This is a genomic window from Variovorax sp. GW458-11-26-14-LB1 (assembly GCF_059423965.1).
In genome coordinates this window covers 32,737-56,294 of record NZ_JBWKYW010000044.1, presented here as the reverse complement: position 1 = coordinate 56,294, position 23,558 = coordinate 32,737, and the positions used below count along the sequence as shown (strand labels likewise).

General features: G+C 68.4%; 24 protein-coding genes. 10 read left to right on the top strand and 14 right to left on the bottom strand.

What is annotated here, in order from left to right:
• Positions 1-3: 3 nt before the first annotated feature.
• From AC07YS_RS24285 to AC07YS_RS24275, 3 genes are read left to right on the top strand one after another with little or no spacing between them, the layout of a single operon-like run.
• Positions 4-222: a DUF2783 domain-containing protein gene (locus AC07YS_RS24285; RefSeq protein WP_495273757.1), complete on the top strand. Its 219-nt coding sequence runs from the start codon at positions 4-6 to the stop codon at positions 220-222.
• Entirely contained in the window at positions 219-1,184 is a 966-nt protein-coding gene (locus AC07YS_RS24280; RefSeq protein ID WP_495269217.1) for an MBL fold metallo-hydrolase, read from the top strand. The genes AC07YS_RS24285 and AC07YS_RS24280 overlap by 4 nt, the downstream gene beginning before the upstream one ends.
• A gap of 40 nt (positions 1,185-1,224) precedes the next feature.
• Positions 1,225-2,199, top strand: coding sequence for a Bug family tripartite tricarboxylate transporter substrate binding protein (locus AC07YS_RS24275; protein WP_495269218.1), 975 nt, complete (start codon positions 1,225-1,227; stop codon positions 2,197-2,199).
• A 13-nt stretch (positions 2,200-2,212) separates the two neighbouring features.
• On the opposite strand, the gene AC07YS_RS24270 is transcribed toward AC07YS_RS24275, so the two are convergent.
• The 5 genes from AC07YS_RS24270 to def are packed head-to-tail and all read right to left on the bottom strand — an operon-like array spanning position 2,213 to position 5,259.
• Positions 2,213-2,554 carry an AzlD domain-containing protein gene (locus tag AC07YS_RS24270; protein WP_495269219.1) on the bottom strand — a complete coding sequence of 114 codons (342 nt, stop codon included), beginning with the start codon at positions 2,552-2,554 and terminating at the stop codon, positions 2,213-2,215.
• A complete protein-coding gene (locus tag AC07YS_RS24265; protein WP_062478259.1) occupies positions 2,551-3,291 on the bottom strand; it encodes an AzlC family ABC transporter permease in 741 nt (246 codons plus the stop codon). Before AC07YS_RS24265 ends, AC07YS_RS24270 begins: the two co-directional genes overlap by 4 nt.
• Positions 3,291-4,247: a methionyl-tRNA formyltransferase gene (gene fmt, locus AC07YS_RS24260; protein WP_495269220.1), complete on the bottom strand. Its 957-nt coding sequence runs from the start codon at positions 4,245-4,247 to the stop codon at positions 3,291-3,293. The genes AC07YS_RS24265 and fmt overlap by 1 nt, the downstream gene beginning before the upstream one ends.
• A complete protein-coding gene (locus tag AC07YS_RS24255) occupies positions 4,244-4,741 on the bottom strand; it encodes a hypothetical protein (protein ID WP_095950492.1) in 498 nt (165 codons plus the stop codon). The genes fmt and AC07YS_RS24255 overlap by 4 nt, the downstream gene beginning before the upstream one ends.
• Positions 4,738-5,259 carry a peptide deformylase gene (gene def / locus AC07YS_RS24250; protein ID WP_070063231.1) on the bottom strand — a complete coding sequence of 174 codons (522 nt, stop codon included), beginning with the start codon at positions 5,257-5,259 and terminating at the stop codon, positions 4,738-4,740. Before def ends, AC07YS_RS24255 begins: the two co-directional genes overlap by 4 nt.
• 160 nt (positions 5,260-5,419) lie before the next feature.
• Between def and AC07YS_RS24245 the strand changes: the two genes are divergently transcribed.
• The 3 genes from AC07YS_RS24245 to AC07YS_RS24235 are packed head-to-tail and all read left to right on the top strand — an operon-like array spanning position 5,420 to position 8,415.
• A complete protein-coding gene (locus tag AC07YS_RS24245; protein WP_070063232.1) occupies positions 5,420-6,643 on the top strand; it encodes a LysM peptidoglycan-binding domain-containing protein in 1,224 nt (407 codons plus the stop codon).
• A gap of 33 nt (positions 6,644-6,676) precedes the next feature.
• A complete protein-coding gene (dprA, locus tag AC07YS_RS24240) occupies positions 6,677-7,819 on the top strand; it encodes a DNA-processing protein DprA (RefSeq protein WP_495269221.1) in 1,143 nt (380 codons plus the stop codon).
• Between the two features lie 59 nt (positions 7,820-7,878).
• Positions 7,879-8,415, top strand: coding sequence for a Smg family protein (locus AC07YS_RS24235; RefSeq protein WP_493195051.1), 537 nt, complete (start codon positions 7,879-7,881; stop codon positions 8,413-8,415).
• Between the two features lie 59 nt (positions 8,416-8,474).
• Here AC07YS_RS24235 and AC07YS_RS24230 read toward each other — a convergent pair whose 3' ends face one another.
• From AC07YS_RS24230 to AC07YS_RS24210, 5 genes are all read right to left on the bottom strand, one after another.
• Positions 8,475-10,877: a DUF1631 family protein gene (locus AC07YS_RS24230; RefSeq protein WP_495269222.1), complete on the bottom strand. Its 2,403-nt coding sequence runs from the start codon at positions 10,875-10,877 to the stop codon at positions 8,475-8,477.
• A 112-nt stretch (positions 10,878-10,989) separates the two neighbouring features.
• Positions 10,990-11,952, bottom strand: a complete 963-nt coding sequence (gene secF, locus AC07YS_RS24225) for a protein translocase subunit SecF (RefSeq protein ID WP_062478240.1) — start codon at positions 11,950-11,952, stop codon at positions 10,990-10,992.
• An 18-nt stretch (positions 11,953-11,970) separates the two neighbouring features.
• Positions 11,971-13,854 carry a protein translocase subunit SecD gene (secD, locus tag AC07YS_RS24220; RefSeq protein WP_062478237.1) on the bottom strand — a complete coding sequence of 628 codons (1,884 nt, stop codon included), beginning with the start codon at positions 13,852-13,854 and terminating at the stop codon, positions 11,971-11,973.
• A gap of 89 nt (positions 13,855-13,943) precedes the next feature.
• Positions 13,944-14,279: a preprotein translocase subunit YajC gene (gene yajC, locus AC07YS_RS24215; RefSeq protein ID WP_062478234.1), complete on the bottom strand. Its 336-nt coding sequence runs from the start codon at positions 14,277-14,279 to the stop codon at positions 13,944-13,946.
• Between the two features lie 258 nt (positions 14,280-14,537).
• Positions 14,538-18,149, bottom strand: coding sequence for an indolepyruvate ferredoxin oxidoreductase family protein (locus AC07YS_RS24210; RefSeq protein WP_495269223.1), 3,612 nt, complete (start codon positions 18,147-18,149; stop codon positions 14,538-14,540).
• A gap of 178 nt (positions 18,150-18,327) precedes the next feature.
• On the opposite strand from AC07YS_RS24210, the gene AC07YS_RS24205 reads away from it, so the two are divergent.
• On the top strand, positions 18,328-18,804 hold the full coding sequence (locus AC07YS_RS24205; protein ID WP_062478228.1) for an Lrp/AsnC family transcriptional regulator: 477 nt from the start codon (positions 18,328-18,330) through the stop codon (positions 18,802-18,804).
• Between the two features lie 86 nt (positions 18,805-18,890).
• Here the strand turns inward: AC07YS_RS24205 and AC07YS_RS24200 are convergent, their stop codons facing one another.
• The 4 genes from AC07YS_RS24200 to AC07YS_RS24185 all read right to left on the bottom strand — a co-directional run bounded on the left by AC07YS_RS24200 (position 18,891) and on the right by AC07YS_RS24185 (position 20,934).
• On the bottom strand, positions 18,891-19,250 hold the full coding sequence (locus tag AC07YS_RS24200) for a hypothetical protein (RefSeq protein ID WP_062478225.1): 360 nt from the start codon (positions 19,248-19,250) through the stop codon (positions 18,891-18,893).
• 97 nt (positions 19,251-19,347) lie between these two features.
• Positions 19,348-19,737: a roadblock/LC7 domain-containing protein gene (locus AC07YS_RS24195; protein ID WP_307582181.1), complete on the bottom strand. Its 390-nt coding sequence runs from the start codon at positions 19,735-19,737 to the stop codon at positions 19,348-19,350.
• Entirely contained in the window at positions 19,734-20,276 is a 543-nt protein-coding gene (locus AC07YS_RS24190) for a GTP-binding protein (protein WP_495269224.1), read from the bottom strand. Before AC07YS_RS24190 ends, AC07YS_RS24195 begins: the two co-directional genes overlap by 4 nt.
• Positions 20,277-20,289: 13 nt before the next feature.
• On the bottom strand, positions 20,290-20,934 hold the full coding sequence (locus AC07YS_RS24185; RefSeq protein ID WP_495275735.1) for a hypothetical protein: 645 nt from the start codon (positions 20,932-20,934) through the stop codon (positions 20,290-20,292).
• Between the two features lie 179 nt (positions 20,935-21,113).
• Here AC07YS_RS24185 and AC07YS_RS24180 point away from each other — a divergent pair, with 179 nt between their 5' ends.
• From AC07YS_RS24180 to AC07YS_RS24170, 3 genes are all read left to right on the top strand, one after another.
• Positions 21,114-21,836 (top strand): hypothetical protein, encoded by a 723-nt coding sequence (locus AC07YS_RS24180; RefSeq protein ID WP_495269226.1) that lies wholly within the window; start codon positions 21,114-21,116, stop codon positions 21,834-21,836.
• An 81-nt stretch (positions 21,837-21,917) separates the two neighbouring features.
• Positions 21,918-22,676, top strand: a complete 759-nt coding sequence (locus tag AC07YS_RS24175; RefSeq protein ID WP_062479619.1) for a basic amino acid ABC transporter substrate-binding protein — start codon at positions 21,918-21,920, stop codon at positions 22,674-22,676.
• A gap of 93 nt (positions 22,677-22,769) precedes the next feature.
• A complete protein-coding gene (locus tag AC07YS_RS24170) occupies positions 22,770-23,540 on the top strand; it encodes an amino acid ABC transporter permease (RefSeq protein WP_307582189.1) in 771 nt (256 codons plus the stop codon).
• The last annotated feature ends 18 nt before the right edge of the window (positions 23,541-23,558 follow it).

Sequence of the window (23,558 nt, the reverse complement as noted above, 5' to 3'; positions counted from 1 at the left end):
CCCATGATCACCGAGCCCCGCATCCCCGACCCCGACGGCTTCTACGCCGCCCTGCTGGCCGCGCACGAAGGCCGCACCGAGGCGCAGAGCACCGACCTCAACGCCCGCCTCGTGCTGCTGCTGGCCAACCAGTGCGCCGACCAGGCCGTGCTGCTCGCCTGCATCCGCGCGGCGGCCGAGGCCGACGACGACATCCCCACGACCACGACAACACCTCCATGACCGCCACCGTCTCTTTCGCTTCCGCCTCCGACACCCGCGAGCAGAAGCCCCGGCTGCAGGAACTCGCGCCGGGCGCCTACGGCTACATCAGCGACTTCGATCCCAACTGCGGCTTCGTCGTCGGCGACGAGCAGGTGGTGCTGATCGACACCCGCCCCACGCCGCGCATGGCGCGCGACTTCCTCGCGGCGATCCGCAGCGTGACCGACAAGCCCATTCGCACCATCGTGCTCACGCACTACCACGCGGTGCGCGTGATGGGCGCGAGCGCCTTCGACGAGGTGCAGGAGATCGTCGCCAGCAACGGCACGCTCGACTGGATCCGCACGCGCGGCCAGGCCGACTTCGAGTCGGAGGTCAGCCGCTTCCCGCGCCTGTTCGCGGGCGTGGAAGAGATTCCGGGCCTGACCTTCCCCACCACGGCCTTCGAACGCGAGATGACGCTGCCGCTGGGCGACGGCCGCGAGTTGCGGCTCATGGCGCTGGGCCGCGGCCATTCGAGCGGCGACACCGTGGCCTGGCTGCCCGACAGCGGCGTGCTGTTTGCGGGCGACGTGGTCGAGAACCACTGTGGCGTGTACGCGGGCGACGCCTACATCGGCGACTGGGCCGGCACGCTCGACGCCGTGCGCGCGCTCAAGCCGCGCGTGCTGGTGCCCGGGCGCGGCGCGGTGCTGCAAGGCGAAGCCGCCTGCGCCGAAGCGATCGGGCTCACGAAGGACTTTCTCTCCACGCTGCTCGACAGCGTGCGCGCGGGCATCGCCGCGGGCGAAACGCTCAAGGGCTGCTTCGCGCGCGCCGAGGCGGCCATGACGCCGCGCTTCGGCGGCTGGCCGGTGTTCCAGCACGTGCTGCCCTTCGACGTCTCGCGCGCCTACGACGAACTGCGCGGCATCGAGCACCCGGTCGTGTGGACCGCCGAGCGCGACCGCGAGCTCTGGCAGATCCTGCGCGGCACCTGAGCCGCCCCCTTTTTCAACAAAGCAACGGAGACAACAAACGATGAAACGCCTTCTTCCCCTGCTGGCCGCGACCCTCGCGCTCGCCGCCGCACCCTTCGCGTCGGCGCAACCGGCGGCCTACCCCAGCCAACCCGTGAAATGGATCGTGCCCTACGTGGCCGGCGGCGGCACCGACAACCTCGCGCGCTCGCTGGCCGAGGCCATGCAGCCGTCGCTGGGCCAGCCGCTGATCATCGACAACCGCCCCGGCGCGTCGACCAACATCGGCGTGTCGGTGATGATGCAGGCCAAGCCCGACGGCTACACGATCATGCAGGCCGAGAACGCGGCGCTGCTGTTCAACGAGCACATGTTCGCCAAGCTGCCCTACAAGCCGGCGACCGACTTCACCTACATCGGCACCATCGGGCGCTTCCCGGTGGCGCTGGTGGTGCACCCCGACTTCCCCGCGAAGAACGTGGCTGAGTTCGTGCGCTACGTGAAGGCCAACCCCGACAAGGTGAGCTACGCCTCGCCCGGCAACGGTTCGCCGCACCACATGGCGATGGAGCTGTTCAAGCAGAAGGCTGGCCTCACGATCACGCACGTGCCGTACAAGGGCGCCGCGCCCGCCATGACCGACGTGATGGGAGGCCAGGTGCCGACGATGATGCTCGACCTGGCCTCGGGCCTGCCGATCATCAAGTCGGGCAAGGTGCGCGTGCTGGCCATCGCGCTGCCGCAGCGCGCCAGTGCGTTGCCCGAGGTGCCGACCTTTGTCGAGGCCGGCTTCAGCGACGTCAACGCCTACGCCTTCCACGGCCTGATCGGCCCGGCCGGCATGCCGCCCGAGGCCGTGGCGCGCATCAACACCGAGCTGCACAAGGCGATGAAGGCACCGAAGGTGGTGAAGCTGTTTGCGGAGTTCGGCTTCGAGGCGCTGCCCGGCACGCCGCAGGACTTCTACAAGCTCTCGCGCGCGGAGAGCGATCGCTGGGGCAAGATCATCCAGGCAGCCGGCGTGAAGCTCGACTGAGCTGACGGCCCGGCTACCAGCCCAGTCCCAGGTGCAGGGGCAGGTACACCGCCATGCCGGCCAGCATCGTGCCGAGCACCCCGCGCCGCCAGAAGTAATAAGCGCCGCCGACGACCGCCGCATAGAGACGGGCGTCGTGCAGCGTGGTGATCAGGTGGCCCTGCGTCATCACGATCTCGGGTGCGATCACGCCGGCCAGCGCGGCGGCCGGCGCGTAGTGCAGCGCGCGGTGCGCCCACTCGGGCAGACCCCAGGGCCGGTCGAGGATGAAGAAGAAGCAGCGCGTGAGCACCGTGACGGCCGCGAGGCCGGCGATCACGGCAATGGACCACCAGTCGGTGCCGCCGCTGTTCACTTGTCGTCCTCCGCGTCGGGGTCGAGCCCGAACTGCTTTTCGAGCCAGAAGCACAGCAGCACCGCCACGCCGATGGCGACCACGATGTTGAGCTTGAGCGGCAGCGCATAGGCCGCGACCGCCGTGGCGCCCGCGATGAGCGCGGCCAGCACGCGCAGCCGCGTCGTCGCCATCGAGCAGACGATGGCCACCAGGCTCAGCACGCCGGCAAAGCCCAGGCCCCAGGTCTGCGGAATGAGGTTGGCCAGCGCGATGCCCAGCAGGCTCATGCCCATCCACGCGCACCAGGTCACGAAGTAGTTGCCGGTGAGGTAGGCCTCTTGCGCCAGCCGCTCGGCGGGCGTGGTCGGCGGGGCCGTGTACTGCTTCGTGAAGAGCGCGTAGCTCAGGTCGGCCGTCAGATAGCCGTGCAGCAGGCGGCGCCAGCGCGGCATGTGCATGAGGTAGGGCCGCAGGTGCAGGCTGAACACCACGAAGCGCAGGTTGACGCAGAAGCCCGTCGCCAGGATCACCCAGGCCGGCGCGCCCGCGGCCAGCAGCGGGATGGCGGCCAGCTGCGAGCTGCCGGCGTAGACGAACAGGGTCATCGCCACGGCCTCGAGCACGCTCATGTCCGACTTGACCATGGCCACGCCGGTCATCAGGCCCCAGGCGCCGATGCCGAGCGCGGCCGAGGCCATGTCGCGCATGCCGGCGCGGAACTCGGGCTGGCGGCGCAGCGTGGGCGAGAGGAACATCAGCCGAAGACCTGTCCGGCCTTCAGGTCGAAGCCGCGCAGGAAATCGGCCGCGGGCAGGCGCTTGCCGCCCGGGCGTTGCAGTTCGGTGAGCACCACGGTGGCGTCCGACGCCGCCACGGCGACGCCGGTGGCGTCGGCCGAGACGACGGTGCCGGGCGCGGCGCCTGCAGGGCCGGGCGCCACGTGCGCAGCCCAGAGCTTGACGGTCTCGCCACCGAGCGGGCTGTTGGCGCCGGGGAACGGATCGAAGGCCAGCACGCGGCGCACGATGGCGGCGGCCGGCTGCGTCCAGTCGATCAGCGCTTCGTGCTTCTCGACCTTGTGGGCGTAGGTGATGCCTTCGGTGGGCTGCGGCGTGCGAACCAGCTGGCCGATCTGCGCCAGTGCCTCGACCACCATGCGCCCGCCGAGCGCGGCCAGCCGGTCGTGCAGGCGGGCGGTGTTCTCGCCGGGTGCGATGTCGATCGCCTCGCGCAGCAGCATGTCGCCGGTGTCCAGGCCCGCGTCCATCTGCATGATGGTGATGCCGGTCTGTGCGTCGCCGGCCTCGATGGCGCGGTGGATCGGCGCCGCGCCGCGCCAGCGCGGCAGCAGGCTGGCGTGGATGTTGAGGCAGCCGTGCGTCGGCAGGTCGAGCACCCACTGCGGCAGGATCAGCCCGTAGGCCGCGACCACCATCACGTCGGGCTGCCACGCGAGCAGCGTGTCGCGCGCGGCGGTGGCCTCGTCGGGGTACTTGCCATCGAGCCGCAGGCTGCGCGGCTGGGCGACGGGCCAGTTGTGGGTCACGGCGCACTGCTTGACGGGCGAAGCCTGCAGCTTCATGCCGCGACCGGCGGGCCGGTCGGGCTGGCTCATCACGCCGACGATGTCATGGCCGGCGGCGGCGATGGCCTCCAGGGCGACGCGCGCGAACTCGGGCGTGCCCGCAAAAACGACTTTCAACGCGCTCAATCCCGGATCCGTTCGAATTCGAGGTCATCCCCCGTGTGATACCGGCGCACCACGCCGGTGGGGTCGATGTAGATATAGAGCATGCGACGCTCGTTGATGGCCTTGTAGCGCCAGGTCCAGACGGTGCCGTCGAAGGAGCTGACGCGGCTGATTTCGTAGGGCTTGCCGTAGAAGGCCAGCACCTCGTTCTGGCGCCAGCGGTCGACCTGGATGTCGTGGTCGAAGCGCGCCTCGGTGAGCACCTGGGTCACCGAGACGACCTTGCCGGACGCGTCGAGGTCGATGTCGACCACCTCGAAGCCGGCCGGCATGCGCGAGTACTGCAGGCGCTCGCCGCCGCCGTTGAGCGGGTAGCGGCCGGTGGGCGCACCCAGGCGCTGCAGGGTTTCGGCGGCGGAGGTGCCGGGCTGGATGCGCGTGGGTTCGCTGACGCAACCCGCCAGGAACAACAGTCCGGCGGCGGCCAGCGAGGACCACGCAGCCCGGTGGCTCATGCCCGTGCTTCTTTCATGTCCTCGCGCTGCTGCTTGAGGAGCTTGCTCTTGATGCGGTTGCGCTTGAGCGGCGACAGGTATTCGACGAACACCTTGCCCATGAGGTGGTCGAGCTCGTGCTGGATGCACACGGCCAGCAGGCCGTCGGCCTCGATGGTGTGGGTGTTGCCGTCGGCGTCGAGCGCCTGGACCTTCACCGAGGTGGAACGCATCACGCCGTCGTAGATGCCGGGCACCGAGAGGCAGCCCTCTTCATTCAGCACCTTTTCGTCGCTGGCCCAGGTGATTTCCGGGTTGATGAGCACGATCGGCTCGTTGCGCTCTTCGGAGACGTCGATCACGACCACGCGCTCGTGCACGTCGATCTGGGTCGCGGCCAGGCCGATGCCGCTCGCGTCGTACATGGTTTCCAGCATGTCGGCGACCAGCGTCTTGATGCGCGCGTCCACGCCCTGCACCGGCTTGGCCACCGTGTGCAGGCGCTTGTCGGGGTAACTCAGAATGATTCGTTTGGCCATGAAATCGGGGGGAAGTTGTGGCTATTTTCGCCAATTCCGCGACGCGTCGCGGCGCAATGACGCGAAAACGTTGCCCTTGCAAGGGCTTCGGGCGCAGAATTCGTAGCAAATTGTGAGATTCGTATGCGCCACGATACTTCGTGCGCTCACCCATCCAGACATGACACAGCCCAGCTCCACCGAACACCAGCGCCCGACCTTCTTTGCCTTCTGGACGGCCGCCCTGGCGGTGGCCGGCAGTTGCGGCGCCACGGCGGCCTGGGCGCAGACGACCTACCCGGTCACGCCCCAGCAGCGCGCCACCGCCCAGCAGACCGCCCAGGCCGGCGTGCCGCTGAGCGAGCTGTCGCCGAAGGCGCCCGACGAGTACACGGTCAAGCCCGGTGACACGCTCTGGGCCATCTCGCGCCTGTACCTGCTGCGCCCCTGGCGCTGGCCGGAGCTCTGGGGCATGAACATCAACGAGATCCAGGACCCGCACCGCATCTACCCGGGCCAGGTGCTGTACCTGGACAAGAGCGGCGGCCGCGCCCGCCTGACCACGCGCCGCGGCGTCTCTGGCGGCGACGGCGGCACCATCAAGCTGTCGCCGCGCACGCGCTTCGACTCGCTCGCCGGCATGGCCCTGCCCACGCTCAACCCGAGCCTGATCGAGCCCTTCCTCAGCGAACCCATCGTGGTCGACGCCAACACGCTCGACGCCGCGCCGCGCATCGTGGCCGGGAACGACAGCCGCGTGCTGCTGTCGCGCGGCGACCGCGCCTATGCGCGCGGCAATGCCGAATCGCCACTGGTCGAGAAGCCGGGCCCGGTGCAGCACTACCGCATCTTCCGCAGCGCCACGCCGCTGAAAGACCCCGGCACGGGCGAAATCCTCGGCTACGAGGCGCAGTACCTGGGCAAGGCCCAGCTGCAGCGCGGCGAATCGACCACCATCGAGACGACCGGTGACAAGGACGTCATCACCGTCGTGCCGGCCAGCATCGACATCATTGCGTCGCGCGAAGAAATGCGCGCCGGCGACCGCCTGCTGCCCGAGCCGCCGCGCCAGCTGCTGAGCTACGCACCGCGCGCGCCCTCCACCCAGGTGGACGGCCGCATCGTGTCGGTCTACGGCAATGCCGTGCAGTACGCCGCGCAGAACCAGGTCGTGGCCATCAACAAGGGCACGCGCGACGGCGTCGACAACGGCCACGTGCTGGCCATCCTGAAGAACGGCGAGACCATCCTCGACCGCACCGGCGCACGCAAGGAAACCATCAAGCTGCCGAACGAACGCATCGGCCTGCTGATGGTGTTCCGCACCTTCGAGAAAGTCTCGTACGCACTCGTGCTCGAAATCAACGACACTCCCCGCGCCGGCGACTTCCTCGTCAATCCCTGACACGCGCCTGAGGCTTCTTTCTCGCACACTCGTTTGGAACGCGCAGAACTCGCAGGCTGGCTGCGACTTTCACTGACCCCAGGCGTCGGCGACGGCGCCGCACGCCGCCTGCTCGCGGCCTTCGGGCTGCCTGACGCGATCTTCGCGCAGCCCGAGGCGACGCTGGGCGAAGTCGTCAGCACCGCCCAGGCCGCCGCGCTGAAGCAGCCGCCTTCCGGCCTGCAGGCGCAGGTCGACCAGACCTGGCAATGGCTGCACCCCGCGGACGACCCCACTGGCGGCGCCATCACGCGCCGCGTCGTGACGCTCGGCGACGCCGGCTACCCGGGCTCGCTGCTCGAGATGGTCGACCCGCCGCTGATGCTCTACGTGCTCGGCGCCGCCGCCTTCGACCTCACGCAACTCGGCCGCAGCCTTGCCGTGGTCGGCAGCCGCAACCCGACACCACAGGGCGCCAGCCATGCGCGCGCCTTTGCGCGGGCGCTGGGCGAAGCGGGCCTGCCCGTGGTCTCGGGACTGGCGCTCGGTATCGACGGTGCGGCGCACCTCGGCGCGCTCGACGCGGCCGGCGACGCCCCGGTGCTCGCCACGGTGGCCGTGGTCGGCACCGGCCTGGACCGCGTGTACCCCGCGCGGCACCGCGACCTGGCGCACCGCATCACGCTGCAGGGGCTGATCGTGAGCGAGCTGCCGCTGGGCACGCCGCCGCTCACGCAGAACTTTCCCAAGCGCAACCGCCTCATCGCGGGCCTGGCGCGCGGCACGCTGGTGGTCGAGGCCGCACTGGCGTCGGGCTCGCTCATCACCGCACGGCTCACCTCGGAGCAGGGCAAGGAAGTGTTCGCGATCCCGGGTTCGATCCACTCGCCGCAATCGCGTGGTTGCCATGCGCTGATCCGGCAGGGCGCGAAGCTGGTCGAGTCGGTGAACGACATCCTCGAAGAACTGCCGCCGCTGGCGCCGCCCGCTCGCACGCCTTCCACCGACACGCCTTCGCCGGCCCCGGAGCATCCGCTGCTCGATGCCCTCGGCTTCGACCCGGTGAGCCTCGATGCGCTGAGCGCACGCACCGGCTGGAGCGCGGCCCAGCTGCAGGCGAAGATGCTCGAGCTTGAACTCGACGGGCATGTCTCGCGGCTGCCCGGCGGCCTGTTTCAAAGAGCCGCCGTCGGCTGACGCACGAAGTGCACGAAAGCCTGGGGACGCACGACAGATTCCTCGGCTATATTGGGCCCATGTTCGAAGTGCTCGTGTTTGTGTATGAAAACTACTGGCGCGGCGATGCCTGCCCCGAACCCGAACAGCTGGGCCGCAAGCTCAGTGCGCACGGCTTCGAGGCGGACGAAATTCGCGACGCCCTGCAGTGGCTCGATGGCCTGAGCCTTGCCACGCAAGGCCTGCAGTTTGAACACCAGGCCAGTGAAGGCGATGACGACAACGCCATCACCACTGCCCGCGTCACGCTGGGCGGCGCACCCGAGGCGGCACTTCCGCAATCGAGCCAGTCGATGCGCGTGTACTCGCCGTCGGAGCAGGAACACCTCGGCGCCGAGTGCCTCGGCTTCATCCGTTTTCTCGAACTCTCGAACGTGCTGCCTTGCGGCCTGCGCGAGATCGTCGTCGAGCGCGCGATGGCCGCGCCGGGCGACCCGGTGGCATTGGACGAACTCAAGATCATCGTGCTGATGGTGCACTGGAGCACCGGCATCGAGCCCGATGCCCTCGTGCTCGACGAACTCTGCGAGAGCCGCGAAGGCCGCACGGCGCACTGAACTCGCCCCCAGGCAGTTCAAGCGCTCCCCGGCACAGACGAGAGCAGCCGAGCGGCTGACTAGTTCAGCAGCCGCTCGGGATTCGCATCGAGCTTCGCCAGCGCCTCGCGCGTTGCGCGCGCGGTGAGCGTTTCTTCCTCGGCCGGCACCAGCAGGCCAGCCTGCAGGTACATCGCCAAGCGCCCAGCCTGGATGAGGAAGCTGCGGCCGTCGGCCGAGGCGAACAAGTGCAGCTGCTTGCGGTCGCTGCGCCAGACGAACTGGACCTGGGTCACGCGGTCGTTGTGGTCCAGCATGAACCAGTTGCCGACCTGCAGTTCGTGCGTCCACGCGAGCATGTCCTCGGCCACCTTGACGCCGGCGGTGTCGGAAATGACCTCGATCGCGGTCGCGTCCACGCCGAGCAGCAGCTCGATGCTCTGCGCGTCCAGCGGCAGGCTGGAGGCGGTGCCGTCGTCGGTCACGAAGTCTTCGAGGTGCGCCAGCCGCTCGGCCATGGCCTCGATCTTGGCCTGCGGAATGGCCTCGGTCTTCGACATGAAGGCGTCGGTGAGCGTGGCGCCGATGGTCTTGATGTGGCCTTCCTGCGGCTCGCCGACGATGCCCAGCAGGTCCATGCCCTGGCGCAGGCGCTGCAGCAGCTGCGGCAGGTCCTGGATCACGCGGGCGCGGTCGGCGCGGTTGGGCTTGGCGCTGGCGGCCCAGACCAGCTCGGAGGCCACGCGCTTGAGCATCACGGTGTGCTCGCCCTGTGCGCCGTAGCGCAGCGCGGCGATGGCCAGCACCTCGGCCCAGACCTTGAACAGGAACTCGCGGATCTCGTCGCGCACCGGCATGTCGTTGAGCATCTTGCGCAACTCGATGGTGTACTGGATCGCCATCGTCTCCTTCTGCTCGACCTGCTGCGCCACGCTCATGACGCGCTGCGTGGCGTCGCTCTGCGTGAGGTAGCGGCTGAGGAAAGCGACGAACTCGTCGAACACCAGCTTGAATACGCGCTGGCCGGTCTCGGGGTACTGCTCGATCACCTGCACCACGCGCTTGATCTCGTTCTCGAGCGCGCTGCCGGTGATGGCGGCGGCGTCGAAGCCCATCACACAGGAGCCCATGCGGTCGATCAGCATGCGCGCGGGGTGCTGCAGGGTGCCGAAGAACTCGGGCTCGGCGATGGCCACGCGCAGCACGGGCATCTGCAGCCGCGCGAACCACACGCGGGCGGAGAACGGAATGCGTTCTTCCGCGAGGATGGCCTGGAACATCAGCGCCACGATCTCGACCGTGGCCTTGTCGGCCGTGGTGGGCGCGCGCTTCTTGAGCTCGGCGGTGCGCCGGCGCAGGTCGACGGCGGTCTGCTGGATCAGCGTGGCCTGCTCGCCGCCGCCGTCGATGTACTGCGTGGCCGCCATGCGGTAGGCGACCTCGGCATCGGCGATGGCGCCGGCAAAGGTGCGTGAAAACACGCGGGGCGCGGCCACGCCGCCGCCGGTGCCGGTCGTGCCTCCGCCCGGTTGCGAGGCGCCGGCCTCGCCGCCGATGCGCGCGGCGACAAAGCGCTTGAGGCTCAGCAGCGCGGTCTGCGCGCGCTGCCGCGCGAAGGCTAGCGGCGAGCTGCCCATCATCGAGCTGGAGGCCGGCCCCGACGACGGCACGGACGCCGCATGCGAGGCCTGGAAAGCGAAGCCCGGACGCTGCAGCGGCTGCGATGGCTGCTGCTGGCCGTGCGGCACAGCCGCACCCGCCGGCGCCCCCTGCCCCATCGGCATGCTCGACGACACCGGCATGCCCATGGACGACGGGCCGCCGCCCGAATCGCCCGTGCGGCGCACGAAGCTCTTGAGGTCGATTTCGGGCATCACGCCCTGCGCGATCAGGAAGGCGTTGGCGTTTTCGTAGGCCTTCACGACCACATCCGCCAGGGCCTGCTGCACCGTGCCCTGCACGCGGCCCCAGGCCTCGCGGCTCAGGCCGGCGGCCAGCCACTGTTCCACCAGCAGCTTGGCCAGGGTCTCGGGTTTCAGCACGTCCCGGGCATCGAGCTCGTGCGTGCCTTCGAGGTGCTGGATGCGCAGGCGCAGGTCGCTGAGTTCGAAGCTGGCCTTGTCGTGGATGGTCTGTGCCAGGCGCGAGGCGAGGATGTTGCTCTCGACCACCTCGTCGCCGATGAGTTCCAGCCGCAGCGCCGCGGGGGCCGACGATGTGCCGCCCGCCGGGCCCGTGCCCAGCGCCTTGCGCCAGCCGGTCTGCGCCAGCGACACCCACTGCGAGGCATGGCCCTGGAACGCCACGAGGTCGTCGCGGCTTTCCTGCATGGTGCGCGCGCTGCCGACATCGGAGGCCACCGCGGTCAGCCGGTCGCGGATGGCCTGGGCCAGCGGAGCGATCGCGCCTTCCGTGGCCGCCACGAAACGCTCACGCGCCTCGCGTGCGAGCTGCAGGGAAGAAGCGGACCGCGCAGTGCTCATTGATGGATCGGAAAGGCCGGAGAGAACGGTTCATCGGCGACAGCCCCGAGCTTGCATCGGGATGCGCCACCGCACAAGTGCGGGTGACGCGAAGCTGGCGCCGAAGTATCCCTCAGACGACGGCGCCGGCGTTCGGGTCGTCGCCGCCGGAGTCGCCGTCGCGCTTGACCGGCGGACCCTTGATCAGGTCCTCGCGCTTCACGCCCAGCCACATCGCGATCGCGGCGGCCACGAAGCACGACGAGTAGATGCCGAAGCAGATGCCGATGGTCAGCGCCAGCGCAAAGTAATGCAGCGTGGGGCCGCCGAAGAAGAACATCGACAGCACCACGAGCTGCGTGGAGCCGTGGGTGATGATCGTGCGGCTGATGGTCGAGGTGATCGCGTTGTCGATGACTTCGGTGGTCGTCATCTTGCGGTAACGACGGAAGTTCTCGCGCACGCGGTCGAAGATCACGACCGACTCGTTCACCGAGTAGCCCAGCACCGCCAGCACCGCCGCCAGCACCGCCAGCGAGAACTCCCACTGGAAGAAGGCGAAGAAGCCCAGGATGATCACCACGTCGTGCAGGTTGGCCAGCACGGTGGACAGCGCGAACTTCCATTCGAAACGGAACGCCAGGTAGATCATGATGCCGATCACCACCATGGCCAGCGCCTTGATGCCGTTGGAGGTCAGCTCGTCACCGACCTGCGGCCCGACGACCTCGATGCCGCGCTGCGTGGCCGACGGGTCGACCGACTTCAGCGCCTGCATGACCTGCGCGCTCTGCTGGTCGGAGCTCATGCCCTTCTGGGTGGGCAGGCGGATCTGCACGTCGCGCGAGGTGCCGTAGTTCTGCACCTGCACTTCGGGATAGCCGAGCTTGGTGACGGCCTCGCGCACCTTGCCGATGTCGGCCGATTGCTCGTAGGCCACTTCCATCACCGTGCCGCCGGTGAACTCCACCGACAGGTGCAGTCCGCGGTGGAACAGGAAGAACAGCGCCAGCGCAAAGGTTGCGAAGGAGATGATGTTCAGCACCAGGGCATGGCGCATGAACGGGATGGTCTTGTGGATGCGGAAGAATTCCATGGCGATGGTCCTCGGCCGTTACTTGGTGTCGACCACGGCCGTGCCGTCGGTCTTGGGCCGCCAGACGGTGCCGATCGACACAGACTTGAGCTTCTTCTTCTGGCCGTACCAGAAGTTCACGAGGCCACGCGAGAAGAACACGGCAGAGAACATCGAGGTGACGATGCCGATGCAGTGCACCACCGCGAAGCCGCGCACCGGACCCGAGCCAAAGGCCAGCAGCGCAATACCGGCGATCAGCGTGGTCACGTTGGAGTCGAGAATCGTGCCCCAGGCGCGGTCGTAGCCCGCGTGGATGGCGGCCTGCGGCGAGGCGCCGTTGCGCAGCTCTTCGCGCACGCGTTCGTTGATCAGCACGTTGGAGTCGATGGCCACGCCGATGGCCAGCGCCATGGCCGCGATGCCGGGCAGCGTGAGCGTGGCCTGCAGCATCGACAGGATGGCGACCAGCAGCATCAGGTTCACGGCCAGCGCGATCGACGAGAACAGGCCGAACAGCGCGTAGTAGGCACACATGAAGACCATGATGGCCAGGAAGCCGTACATCACGCTCTTGAAGCCCTTCTCGATGTTGTCGGCGCCGAGCGTCGGGCCGATCGTGCGCTCCTGGATGATCTCCATGGGCGCGGCCAGCGAGCCGGCGCGCAGCAGCAGGGCGAGGTCGCTGGCTTCGGCCACCGTCATCGAGCCCGAGACCTGGAAGCGGTTGCCCAGTTCGCCGTTGATCGACGGGGCCGTGAGCACTTCGCCCTTGCCCTTCTCGAAGATCAGCATGGCCATGCGCTTCTTGTAGTTCTCGCGGCTGACGTCGCGCATGATGCGGCCGCCCTTGGCGTCCATGGTCAGGTCGACCTTGGGCTGGTTGCTCTGCTGGTCGAAGCCGGGCTGGGCATCGGTGAGGTTCTCGCCGGTGACGAGCACCTGCTTCTTCACGATCACCGGGCGGCCACCGCGGTCGAGGAATTTCTCGGAGCCGAAGGGCACGGGCGCGCCGCTCAGTTCGGCCGCGCGGCCTTCGGCGCTTTCGTCCACCATGCGCATTTCGAGCGTGGCGGTGCGGCCCAGGATTTCCTTGGCCTTGGCCGTGTCCTGCACGCCGGGCAGCTGCACGACGATGCGGTCCAGGCCCTGCTGCTGGATCACCGGCTCGGCCACGCCGAGTTCGTTGATCCGGTTGTGCAGGGTCGTGATGTTCTGCTTGAGCGCGGCGTCCTGCAGGCGGCGGGCCGCCTCGGGCTTGATGGTGGCGGTCAGGCGCCAGTTGGTGCCGTCTTGCGTGTCGGTGGTGCTGAGGTCGGGGAACTGGTCCACGATCAGGCGCTTGGCGGTCTCCAGTGAGGCCGCGTCGCGGAAGGTCACCTCGACGGTCTGGCCGTTGCGGCTGACCTGGGTGCCGCGGATGCTCTTGTCGCGGAAGGTGGTGCGCAGGTCGCTCGCGAACGATTCGGCCTTCTTGTCGATGGCGCCCTTCATGTCGACCTGCAGCAGGAAGTCGACGCCGCCGCGCAGGTCCAGGCCCAGGTACATCGGGAACGCATGCAGCGACGTGAGCCACTTGGGCGAACGCGACAGCAGGTTCAGCGCCACCGTGTAGGGCGGGTCGCTGGCGTCGGGCACCAGGGCGCGCTGCACGACGTCGCGCGCCTTGAGCTGGTCGTCGGTGGTGGTGAAGCGGGCGCGCAGCGAGCCGGCGTCCAGCGTCACCAGGTCGGGCGTCAGGCCGGCCGCCTTCAGCGCCTCCTCGACCCGGGTCTGGGTGGCGGCATCGACCTTGACGGTCGTCTTGGCCGCGGACACCTGCACCGCGGGTGCCTCGCCGAAGAAATTGGGCAGGGCGTAGATGAGCCCCACGAGCAGCACGATCACGATGATCGTGTACTTCCAGACCGGGTAACGGTTCATGAGAAGGCGCTTTTCACAAGCGTTTCAGAAATGGAACACGGCGTGACTTGGGGCCCTGCGCCCTGAAGCGCAAGGTTCAGCTCACGCTTTTATTGCTTGACGGCGCCCTTGGGCAGCACCTGGACCACCGCGCTGCGCTGGATCTTGATCTCGACGCCGTTGGCGATTTCCAGGCCGAGGTACTGGTCGTTCAGCGAGGTGATCTTGCCGAGCACGCCGCCGGCCGTGGCGACTTCGTCACCCTTGGCCAGGGCTTCGATCATGGCGCGGGCCTCTTTCTGGCGCTTCATTTGCGGGCGGATCATGACGAAATACAGCACCACGAACATCAGCACCAGCGGCAGCATGCTGCCCAGCGAAGACAACATGTCGCCACCACCGGCGGCTGCGGGCGCGGTTTGAGCGAAAGCAGAGGAAATGAACAAGAGAGTCTCCAGCAGAGGGAAGAGAGAAGAAAAAGACTTCAGATGCGCGGGCCGGGCCCGCGGTTCCGCGCCCACGAGGGATGCGGGCCGCAAGTCAAAGGCTCGGCGGGGGAGGCCGCGCGCAGTCGGGCATTGTATTCGGCGCGGATGGCCGTTTCGCGCCCTTATCCGGCGCACCCCCGAGGGCTTTCAGCTATCGTTTAAATAGCAAAGAGCGCCGCAGGGGCGCTCTTTGTCAGGGGAAACGGGCCTGGCGGATCAGGCCGCTGCGCGCTGCGCCTGGGGGTTGCGCCACTTGCCCATCAGCTCGGTCCAGCGGGTGCGGGCCGCCGCCAGGTTGCGCTCCTTGACGTGGCCGTAGCCGCGGATCTGCTCGGGCAGGCTCGCGATCTCCAGCGCCAGCGCGTGGTTGTCGGCGCGCAGGCCCTTGAGCACTTCCTCGATGCTGGCGCGGTACTCGCCGATGAGGGCGCGCTCGGTCTTGCGCTCTTCGGTGCGGCCGAAGACATCGAGCGCCGTGCCGCGCAGGCCCTTGAGCTTCGCCAGGAAGCGGAAGCCCGTGAGCATCCAGGGGCCGAACTTCTGCTTCTGCAGCTGGCCCTTGGTGTTCTTCTTGGCCATGAGCGGCGGCGCCAGGTGGTAGTTGAGCTTGTAGTCGCCTTCGAACATGCCCTCGACGCGATCGAGGAAGGTGCGGTCGGTGTGCAGGCGGGCGACTTCGTACTCGTCCTTGTAGGCCATGAGCTTGAACAGGTAGCGCGCCACCGTTTCGGCCAGTCCCGTGCTCTTGCCGACGGCCGACTCGACCTGCTGCACGCGGCCGACGAAGGCCTTGTATTCCTCGGCGTAGGCGGCGTTCTGGTAGCCGGTGAGGAACTCGGCGCGACGAGCGACGAGGGCCTCGACCGTCTCGCGCTTCTTGAACTCGATGACCTGGCCCGGGCGCACGCGCTTTTGCAGCTCGTCCGGGCGCACGGCGGCCTGGCGGCCCCACTCGAAGGCGGTCTTGTTGTTCTCGACGGCCACGGCGTTCAGCTCGATGGCGCGCATCAGCGACTCGTGCGCCAGCGGCACCCAGCCCTTCTGCCAGGCGTAGCCCAGGATCATCGGGTTGACGTAGATGGTGTCGCCCATCAGCGCGGTGGCGGCGGCATCGGCGTCGAAAGCGCCCAGGCCCTCGATGCCCACGGCGCGCGCAATTTCAGCGGCGCAGGCGTCTTCGGGGTTCTGCCAGTTGGCGTTGCGCACGAAGGCCGCGGTAGGCGCGCTGTGGCTGTTGAGCGCCACGTGCGTGCGCCCTTCGCGCATGCGCGCCATGGTCTCGGCGTTGATCGTCACCAGCGGGTCGCAGGCCAGGATCAGGTCGGCCGCCGCGGTGCCCACGCGGGTGGTGCGGATGTCGTCCTGCGTGTCGCCGATGAGCACGTGGCTCCAGGTGGCGCCGCCCTTTTGCGCCAGGCCCGCCGCGTCCTGCGTGACGATGCCCTTGGCCTCGATGTGCGCGGCCATGCCCAGCAGCTGGCCGATGGTGATCACGCCCGTGCCGCCGACGCCGGCCACCACCACGCCCCAGACCTTGCCGCCCGCGAGCGACGGAATGGCGGGCTCGGCCAGCAGGCCGAACTCGGCCGGCGTGGTCGCCTTGTTCTTGCCCTTCTTCTTGAGCTGGCCGCCCTCGACGGTCACGAAGCTCGGGCAGAAGCCCTTCAGGCAGCTCATGTCCTTGTTGCAGCTGCTCTGGTTGATGGTGCGCTTGCGGCCGAATTCGGTTTCCAGCGGCTCCACCGAGAGGCAGTTGCTCTGCACGCTGCAGTCGCCGCAGCCTTCGCAGACCAGCTCGTTGATGACCACGCGCTTGGCCGGATCGACGGCCGTGCCGCGCTTGCGGCGGCGGCGCTTCTCGGTCGCGCAGGTCTGGTCGTAGATGATGGCCGTGGTGCCGGCCATGGCGCGGAACTCGCGCTGGATGTCGTCGAGCAGGTCGCGGTGCTTCACCTGCACGTGGTCGCCCGGAATGCTCACGCCCTCGTACTTCTCGGGCTCGTCGGTGACGATGACGACCTTCTTCGTGCCCTCGGCATGCAGGCTTTCTGCGATCTGCAGCACCGAGTGGCCCTCGGGGCGCTCGCCCACGGTCTGGCCGCCGGTCATGGCGACCGCGTCGTTGTAGAGGATCTTGTAGGTGATGTTCACGCCCGCCGCGATGCTCTGGCGAATCGCCAGCAGGCCGCTGTGGAAGTACGTGCCGTCGCCCAGGTTCGCGAAGATGTGCTGGTCGGTCGTGAAGGGCTGCTGGCCCACCCATGGCACGCCCTCGCCACCCATCTGCGTGAAGCCGATGGTGGAGCGGTCCATCCAGGTCGCCATGAAGTGGCAGCCGATGCCGCCCATCGCGCGCGAACCTTCGGGCACGACGGTGCTGGTGTTGTGCGGGCAGCCCGAGCAGAACCAGGGCTGGCGCGTGGCGTCGGCCACGCTGGTGGACGCCTGCTGCACCACCATCGCGCGTTCCTTGGCCTCCAGGATGGCCAGTTGCGCGTCGATGCGCGCGGCCATGTCGGCGCCCGCGGCGGCCAAGAGGCCGGTCTTCTTCAGGCGTCCGGCGATGGCCTTGGCGATGAGCGCCGGGTTCAGGTCGGCGTTGGCGCGCAGCAGCGTGTGCGAGGTCGGGTTGGGCATCGACCATTCGCCGCCGGAGTAGCCGTCGTCCGTGGAGCTGGCGCCTTCGTCGAACTTGCCGACCACGTTGGGGCGCACGTCGGAGCGCCAGTTGTAGAGCTCTTCCTTGAGCTGGTATTCGATGACCTGGCGCTTCTCCTCGACCACCAGGATTTCCTGCAGGCCGGTGGCGAACTCGCGCGTGAGCTGCGCCTCCAGCGGCCACACCACGCCCACCTTGTGCAGGCGGATGCCCAGCTGGCGGCAGGCCGCGTCGTCCAGGCCCAGGTCGATGAGCGCCTGGCGCGTGTCGTTGTAGGCCTTGCCGCTGGCCATGATGCCGAAGCGGTCGTTCGGGCCTTCGATCACGTTGTGGTTCAGGCGGTTGGCGCGGATGTAGGCCAGCGCGGCGTACCACTTGTAGTGCATGAGCCGGGCTTCCTGCTCCAGCGCATGGTCGGGCCAGCGGATGTGCAGGCCGCCGGGCGGCATCTCGAAGTCGGTCGGGATGACGATGTCGACGCGCTCGGGGTCGATCATGGCCGTGGCGCTGGACTCGACGATCTCCTGGATCGTCTTCATGCCCGACCACACGCCCGAGAAGCGGCTCAGCGCGAAGGCGTGGATGCCCAGGTCGAGAATTTCCTGCACGTTGGCCGGGAAGAACACCGGCGTGCCGCAGGCCTTGAAGATGTGGTCGCTCTGGTGCGCGGCCGTGCTGCTCTTGGAGATGTGGTCGTCGCCGGCCACCGCGATCACGCCGCCCCAGGCGGTGGTGCCGGCCATGTTGGCGTGCTTGAAGACGTCGGAGCAGCGGTCCACGCCCGGGCCCTTGCCGTACCAGATGCCGAAGACGCCGTCGAACTTGTTGGTGCCCTGGGGCGAGAAGCCCAGCTGCTGCGTGCCCCACAGCGCCGTGGCCGCGAGCTCTTCGTTCACGCCGGGCTGGAAGACGATGTTCTGTTCTTTCAGGAACTTGCTGGCCTTCCACAGCGCCTGGTCGTAGCCGCCGAGCGGGGAGCCGCGGTAGCCACTGATGAAGCCGGCGGTGTTCTTGCCGACCTGCTTGTCGCGCAGGCGCTGCAGCATCGGCAGCTTGACCAGGGCCTGCACGCCGCTCATGAAGGCGCGGCCGTAATCGAGGCTGTATTTGTCGTCGAGCGTGACGGTTTCTAGCGCGCGGCGGATGTGCTCGGGCAGCGGGGCGTTCATGTTCTCTGTCTCCGTATTGGCAGGGCTTTGTGGGCCTGGCTGAGGGGTGTGGGTCTGTGCCCGGTAGGGCGCAAGCCCATGGTGACGCAAAGTGTATGCCGGGGTCTGCGACAGGTGTTTGCGTTTTTTGCCTCGGAAAAACGACTTTCAGAAAGAATCTTGCTTAACATCCACCCCTATGGAAAGCATTGACAAGTTCGACCTCGCTATCCTGCAAGAACTGCAGACCGATGGCCGCCTCACGAACGCCGAATTGGCGCAGCGCGTGGGCCTGTCGGCGGCGCCCTGCTGGCGCCGCGTGCGCGCGCTGGAAGACGCCGGCTTCATCAAGGGCTACCGCGCCGAGATCGACCGCCACAAGATCGGGCTGGGCGTGCTCGCCTTCGTGCGCGTGGACACCGAGCGCGTCACCCACGAGGCCACGCGCAAGCTCGAGGACGCGATCCGCAAGATGCCCGAGGTGGTGGCCTGTCACTACATCAGCGGCACCGGCACCTTCGAGCTGCAGGTGGTGGCGCAGGACCTGAACGGCTTCTCGGCCTTCGCGCGGCAGAACCTCATGAACCTGCCGAACGTGAAGGACCTGCACACCAGCTTCTCGCTGGGCGAGGTGAAGGCCAACAGCGCGCTGCCGCTGGGGCACCTGGCGAAGTAGCCGCCCCTCCAGAAAAGAAAAAGGGCCGCCTCCCGCGAGGGAGCCGGCCCGTCCATCCGCCCGAGGGCGGTGCACCTTCTATCTGGTTAGAAGGTGATGTCCTTCTCGACGTCCTGCAGCTTGCGGCGGGCCAGCGCCAGGTTCGACTTCGCCTTGTCGAGCACGAAGTAGATGAACACGCCTTCCTTCTGCGCCATCGGGCGCAGCAGGTGGTACTGCTTGCCCAGCGTGATCAGGATGTCTTCGATGGTGTCGCTCAGGCCCAGCGCGCGCATCGTCTTGAGCTTGGCACGCATCACTTCGGTGTTGCCGGCGGCGGCCACTTCGAGGTCCACGCCGGAGCCGGCGGCGCCCAGCATCATGCCGCTGGCGGAATCGACTACGGCAGCGCACAGGGCGCCGTCGGCGGTCAGGAGGGTGTCGAGGCTGGTCTGGATCGAGGCCATGTCAGTAAGTCCTGTGAGTGAAATTCATGCGAATGAAAAAAGAGGGTGGAGACGTCGCATGCCAATCCGTCCCCGCCCGTGAATTCGTAGCCAGAACCTAGAGCTGCGGCGCCTCGAGCGCCCGCACGCAGGCCGCCGTGCGGTACATCGCCTGTGCGAGCACCGCATCGGCGTCGGCGATCACGTTCACGACCAGCGAGGTCTCGCCGCTGTGCACCGGGCTGACGAGCGCAAAGCCGTTGTCGGTCGCGACCGTGATGCAGGTGCAGCGGCCCAGGCGCGCCTCCTGCGACACCACGGCGCCGATGGCGGCGATCGAGCTGGCCATGGCGGCGATGCGCGCGGGCTCGACGTCGCGCCGCGCGACGCTGGCGATCTCGAAGCCGTCGGGCGTGGCGATCACCACCGAGGCGATGCCCGTGACCTCGTCGAGCACGCGGCGCGCCTCGACCGCGGCGCGCAGCTTCAGGGCGTGGGGAATCTTCATGGCGCGGGCTCCTCGTCGAGCACTTCGATCTGCATCAGCAGCGTCTCGATCAGCGCGACCACGTCGTCCTTGCGGCGCGGGTCGACCGCCAGCAGCGGCAGCACCAGCCCGCGCGCTGCCAGCGCCTGCGCGTAGTCGTCGAGCGTGGGGGTGGGGTGCGAGGGCAGGCGGCTCACGCCCACGGCGCAGGGCATGCGCTCGAGCGCGCCGGCGAAACCGTCCAGGTACTGGGCCAGGTCGGCCAGCGGGTCGGGCCGGCTGTTGTCCAGCAGGATCGCCAGGCCGAGCGCATCGCGCACCAGGATCTTCCACATGAAGTCGAAGCGGCTCTGACCCGGCGTGCCGTACAGGCGCAGCCGGTCGCCGTTGTCCAGCGTCACCTGGCCGAAGTCGAGCCCCACCGTGGTGGTGGCCTTGGCGACCGAGGTGTCGGCGTTGGCGACCTCGGTGGCGATCGGCGCGGTCTCGCTGATGGCCGCGATGGCCGTGGTCTTGCCCACGCCCATCGGGCCCGTGAAGACGAGCTTGAAGTCCCTCATGCCGGCGCCCTGTTCAGGCCAGCCCGAGGCGTCGGCGGATGCGAGAGAGCAGGCCCCGCTTGTGCTGCGCGGCCTCGGCGCCGGCACTGGCCCCCGAGGGGCGCGGCGCGCGGGCTTCCTCCGACCAGGTCAGCGCGCCTTCTTCCTCCAGCAGGCCGAGGAAGGTGCTGCACTCCTGCACGTCGATACGCCCCAGCACGCTCAGGCTTTCGGCCGATTGCGCGCTCTTGGACAGGGCCGCCGCCAGTCGCACGTAGATCGGATGGCGCTGCAGGGTCACCTGCGAGGGCCAGCGGATCAGCGAAGCGCGTGCACGGATCGAGCGCACCATGGCGCGCGCCGCGTCGCCCGAGGCCCCGCTGGGCGCGACCTGGTTGAGCAGCGCGACCAGCTCTTCCGCATAGATGGGGCGCGCCAGCGTGCGACGCGCGGGCGCGGCAGCCACGGCCTCGCCGCGCGCCACCATCGGCACCACGAAGCGCGCGGCCGGCGTCTGCCGCTCGGTGGCCGGCGCATCGCCGTCCACCAGCAACAGGTCGCACGGCTGCGACTCGCTGACCGTCCACAACGACCGGAGATTGGAGCTGAGGCGAACGATGATCCGCAGGAGCTCGACCTCGACCTGAGGGAGCCCCATGACGCCCAAAACCAATGGCATACCTTCTTCCCTGAGCAATTGTTCTTAATAGTTCCTTATTGTTATATGTGTTAACTAATTGATGCGTTGTGTATCGAGTCGATGCCCAAATTTGGACGCGCACCGAGAAGTAACGCACACGCTGGGAGCGCCGGGCCGGCGGCGCGGCCCTTCCCAAGACCTCTGGGACACTGGGCCCCATGAATCCCCAAGAAACCGGCCCACGGGCCCTGTCGCACCTGCACACCCTGCGCCTGCTGACCGACGCCGAACACGCGCAGGCGCTCGCGCACCCCGACCTGCCGGACACGCCGCTGCGCACCCCGAGCGAAGCGCTGGGCTGGGCGGCCGCCAAGGGCATCGTCGCGCCGGAGTCGCTGCCCGGCCTGCGCGCCCGCGCCGCCCCCGGCGCGCAAGACGAGGCGCACCGCACCGTGGCGAACGCCGTGGCCATGGTCAGCGGCCAGGCGCCGGCCTGGGTGCTGCTCGAGATCAGCCTCATGGCGAACCGCCTGGAAGACGGCGTGACCGAGAGCGCCCTCGATCAACTGCAGGCGCTACAGCTGATCGACCCCGCGCAGCACGCACAGGCCCTCAGCCTGCTGCCCGCACAGGAGCCCGAATGGGCGGCGCCCGCCTCGCCGGCCGCCACGCTCGCCTGGGCCGTGCGCACCGGCGTGCTGACGCCCGCGCAGCTGCAGGTGCTCGCCACGCCGATGTCCGCGGTCTCGCCGGAAGGCCGGCAGGTCGTGGCCGACGCGCTCGTCCGCACGGAACGCAGCAGCGGCGGGCGCACGAAGACCGTGCGCACCCACAGCGTGACGTGGAGTTCCACTGGCGCCTCCGGCTCGCCCCGCGCGGGCAAGGTGATCGCTGTCGTGGCCGTGGTGGCCGTCGCGCTCTACTTCCTGTTCGCCCGGTAGGCGGCAAGGGGGCCCGATAGCGACCGCCTAAAATGCTCGCCCACCGCTTCCCGCCGGGCGGCAAAGACACAAGGACCCCGAATGAACTCTCTACGCCGCGCCCTGGCCCTCGGCCTCGCTGCCGCCACGCTCGCCTTCGGTGCCCAGGCCCAGAACCGCGAACTCACCGTGGCCTCCAGCGCCACCTACGCGCCGTTTGCCTTCGAGAACAAGGACAAGCAGATCGTCGGCTTCGACATCGACATCATCAACGCCATCGCCAAGCAGCAGGGCCTGAAGATCAAGATCGTCAACACGCCCTTCACCGGCATCTTCGGCGCGCTGAACAACGGCGACGTCGACCTCGTGATCTCGGGCGTCACCATCAACGAGAAGCGCAAGCAGAGCTACGACTTCACGCCGCCGTACTTCGCGGCCCGCCAGCTCATCGCGCTGCCGAAGAACAGCACCGTGGCCTCGCTGAAGGACCTCACGGGCAAGAAGATCGCCGTGGTCAGCGCCTCCACCGCCGACGACATCGCCTCGCGCGAGTTCGGCAAGACCAGCCCCAACATCCGCCGCTTCGAGAGCACGCCGCTCATCATTTCCGAGCTGGCCGGCGGCGGCGTCGATGCCGCCATGGGCGACAACGGCGTGATCGCCTACCGCGTGGCGCAGCACCCCGAGCTGAAGACGCTGGACGACAAATCCTTCCCCGAAGAAGGCTTCGGCATCGTGGTGAAGAAGGGCGACAAGGCGCTGCTGGACAAGCTCAGCGCCGGCCTGGCGGCCATCCGCGCCGACGGCAGCTACGTGACGATCTACAAGAAGTGGTTCAACAAGGACCCGAACGTGCGCTGAGCCGCACGGCATTTTCCTGAACACGGCCGCCCTCACGCGGCCGTTTCGTTTTTCCGCTGACCGACAGATAGACAGAGAGTTGAGGACGCAAGCATGGAACAACCAGTGCTGCTTTTCGGATGGTTCCGCTGGGACATCCTCGTGGAATACAAGGACCTGTTCTGGCAGGGCGCCTGGATGACGCTGCGCATGACCGTGGTCTGCGTGCTGCTGGGCGCCAGCTGGGGCCTGTGCCTGGCGCTGGCGCGGCTGGCGCAGGCGCGCCATGCGCCGTGGACCTGGCTTACGCGCGTGTTCCTGCGCTGGCCCGCCACGGTGTACGTGAGCTTCTTCCGGGGCACGCCGCTGTTCGTGCAGATCCTGCTCATCCACTTCGCGGTGATGCCGGTGTTCATCCACCCGAGCACGGGCATCCTGATCGACGGCGAACTCGCGCGCACGCTCAAGCAGGAGCACGGCGCCCTCATCTCCGGCGTGGTCGCGCTCACGCTGAACTCGGCGGCCTACATCTCCGAGGTGTTCCGCGCCGGCATCCAGTCGATCTCGCGCGGGCAGTTCGACGCCGGCCGTTCGCTGGGCCTGAGCCCGGCGCAGGTGATGCGCTACGTGGTGCTGCCGCAGGCCTTTCGCCGCATGCTGCCGCCGCTGGGCAACAACGCGATCGCGCTGCTCAAGGACACCTCGCTGGTGTCGGCCATCGGCCTGGCCGAACTGGCCTACGCCGCGCGCACCGTGGCCGGCGCCTATGCGCGCTACTGGGAGCCGTACCTGGCGATCTCGGTGGTGTACTGGGTGATGACGCTGGTGCTGACCACGCTGCTGCGCCGCTTGGAACACCGTCTCGCGCGCAGCGACCGGGGCTAGGCGCGCCGCCTCGCGCCA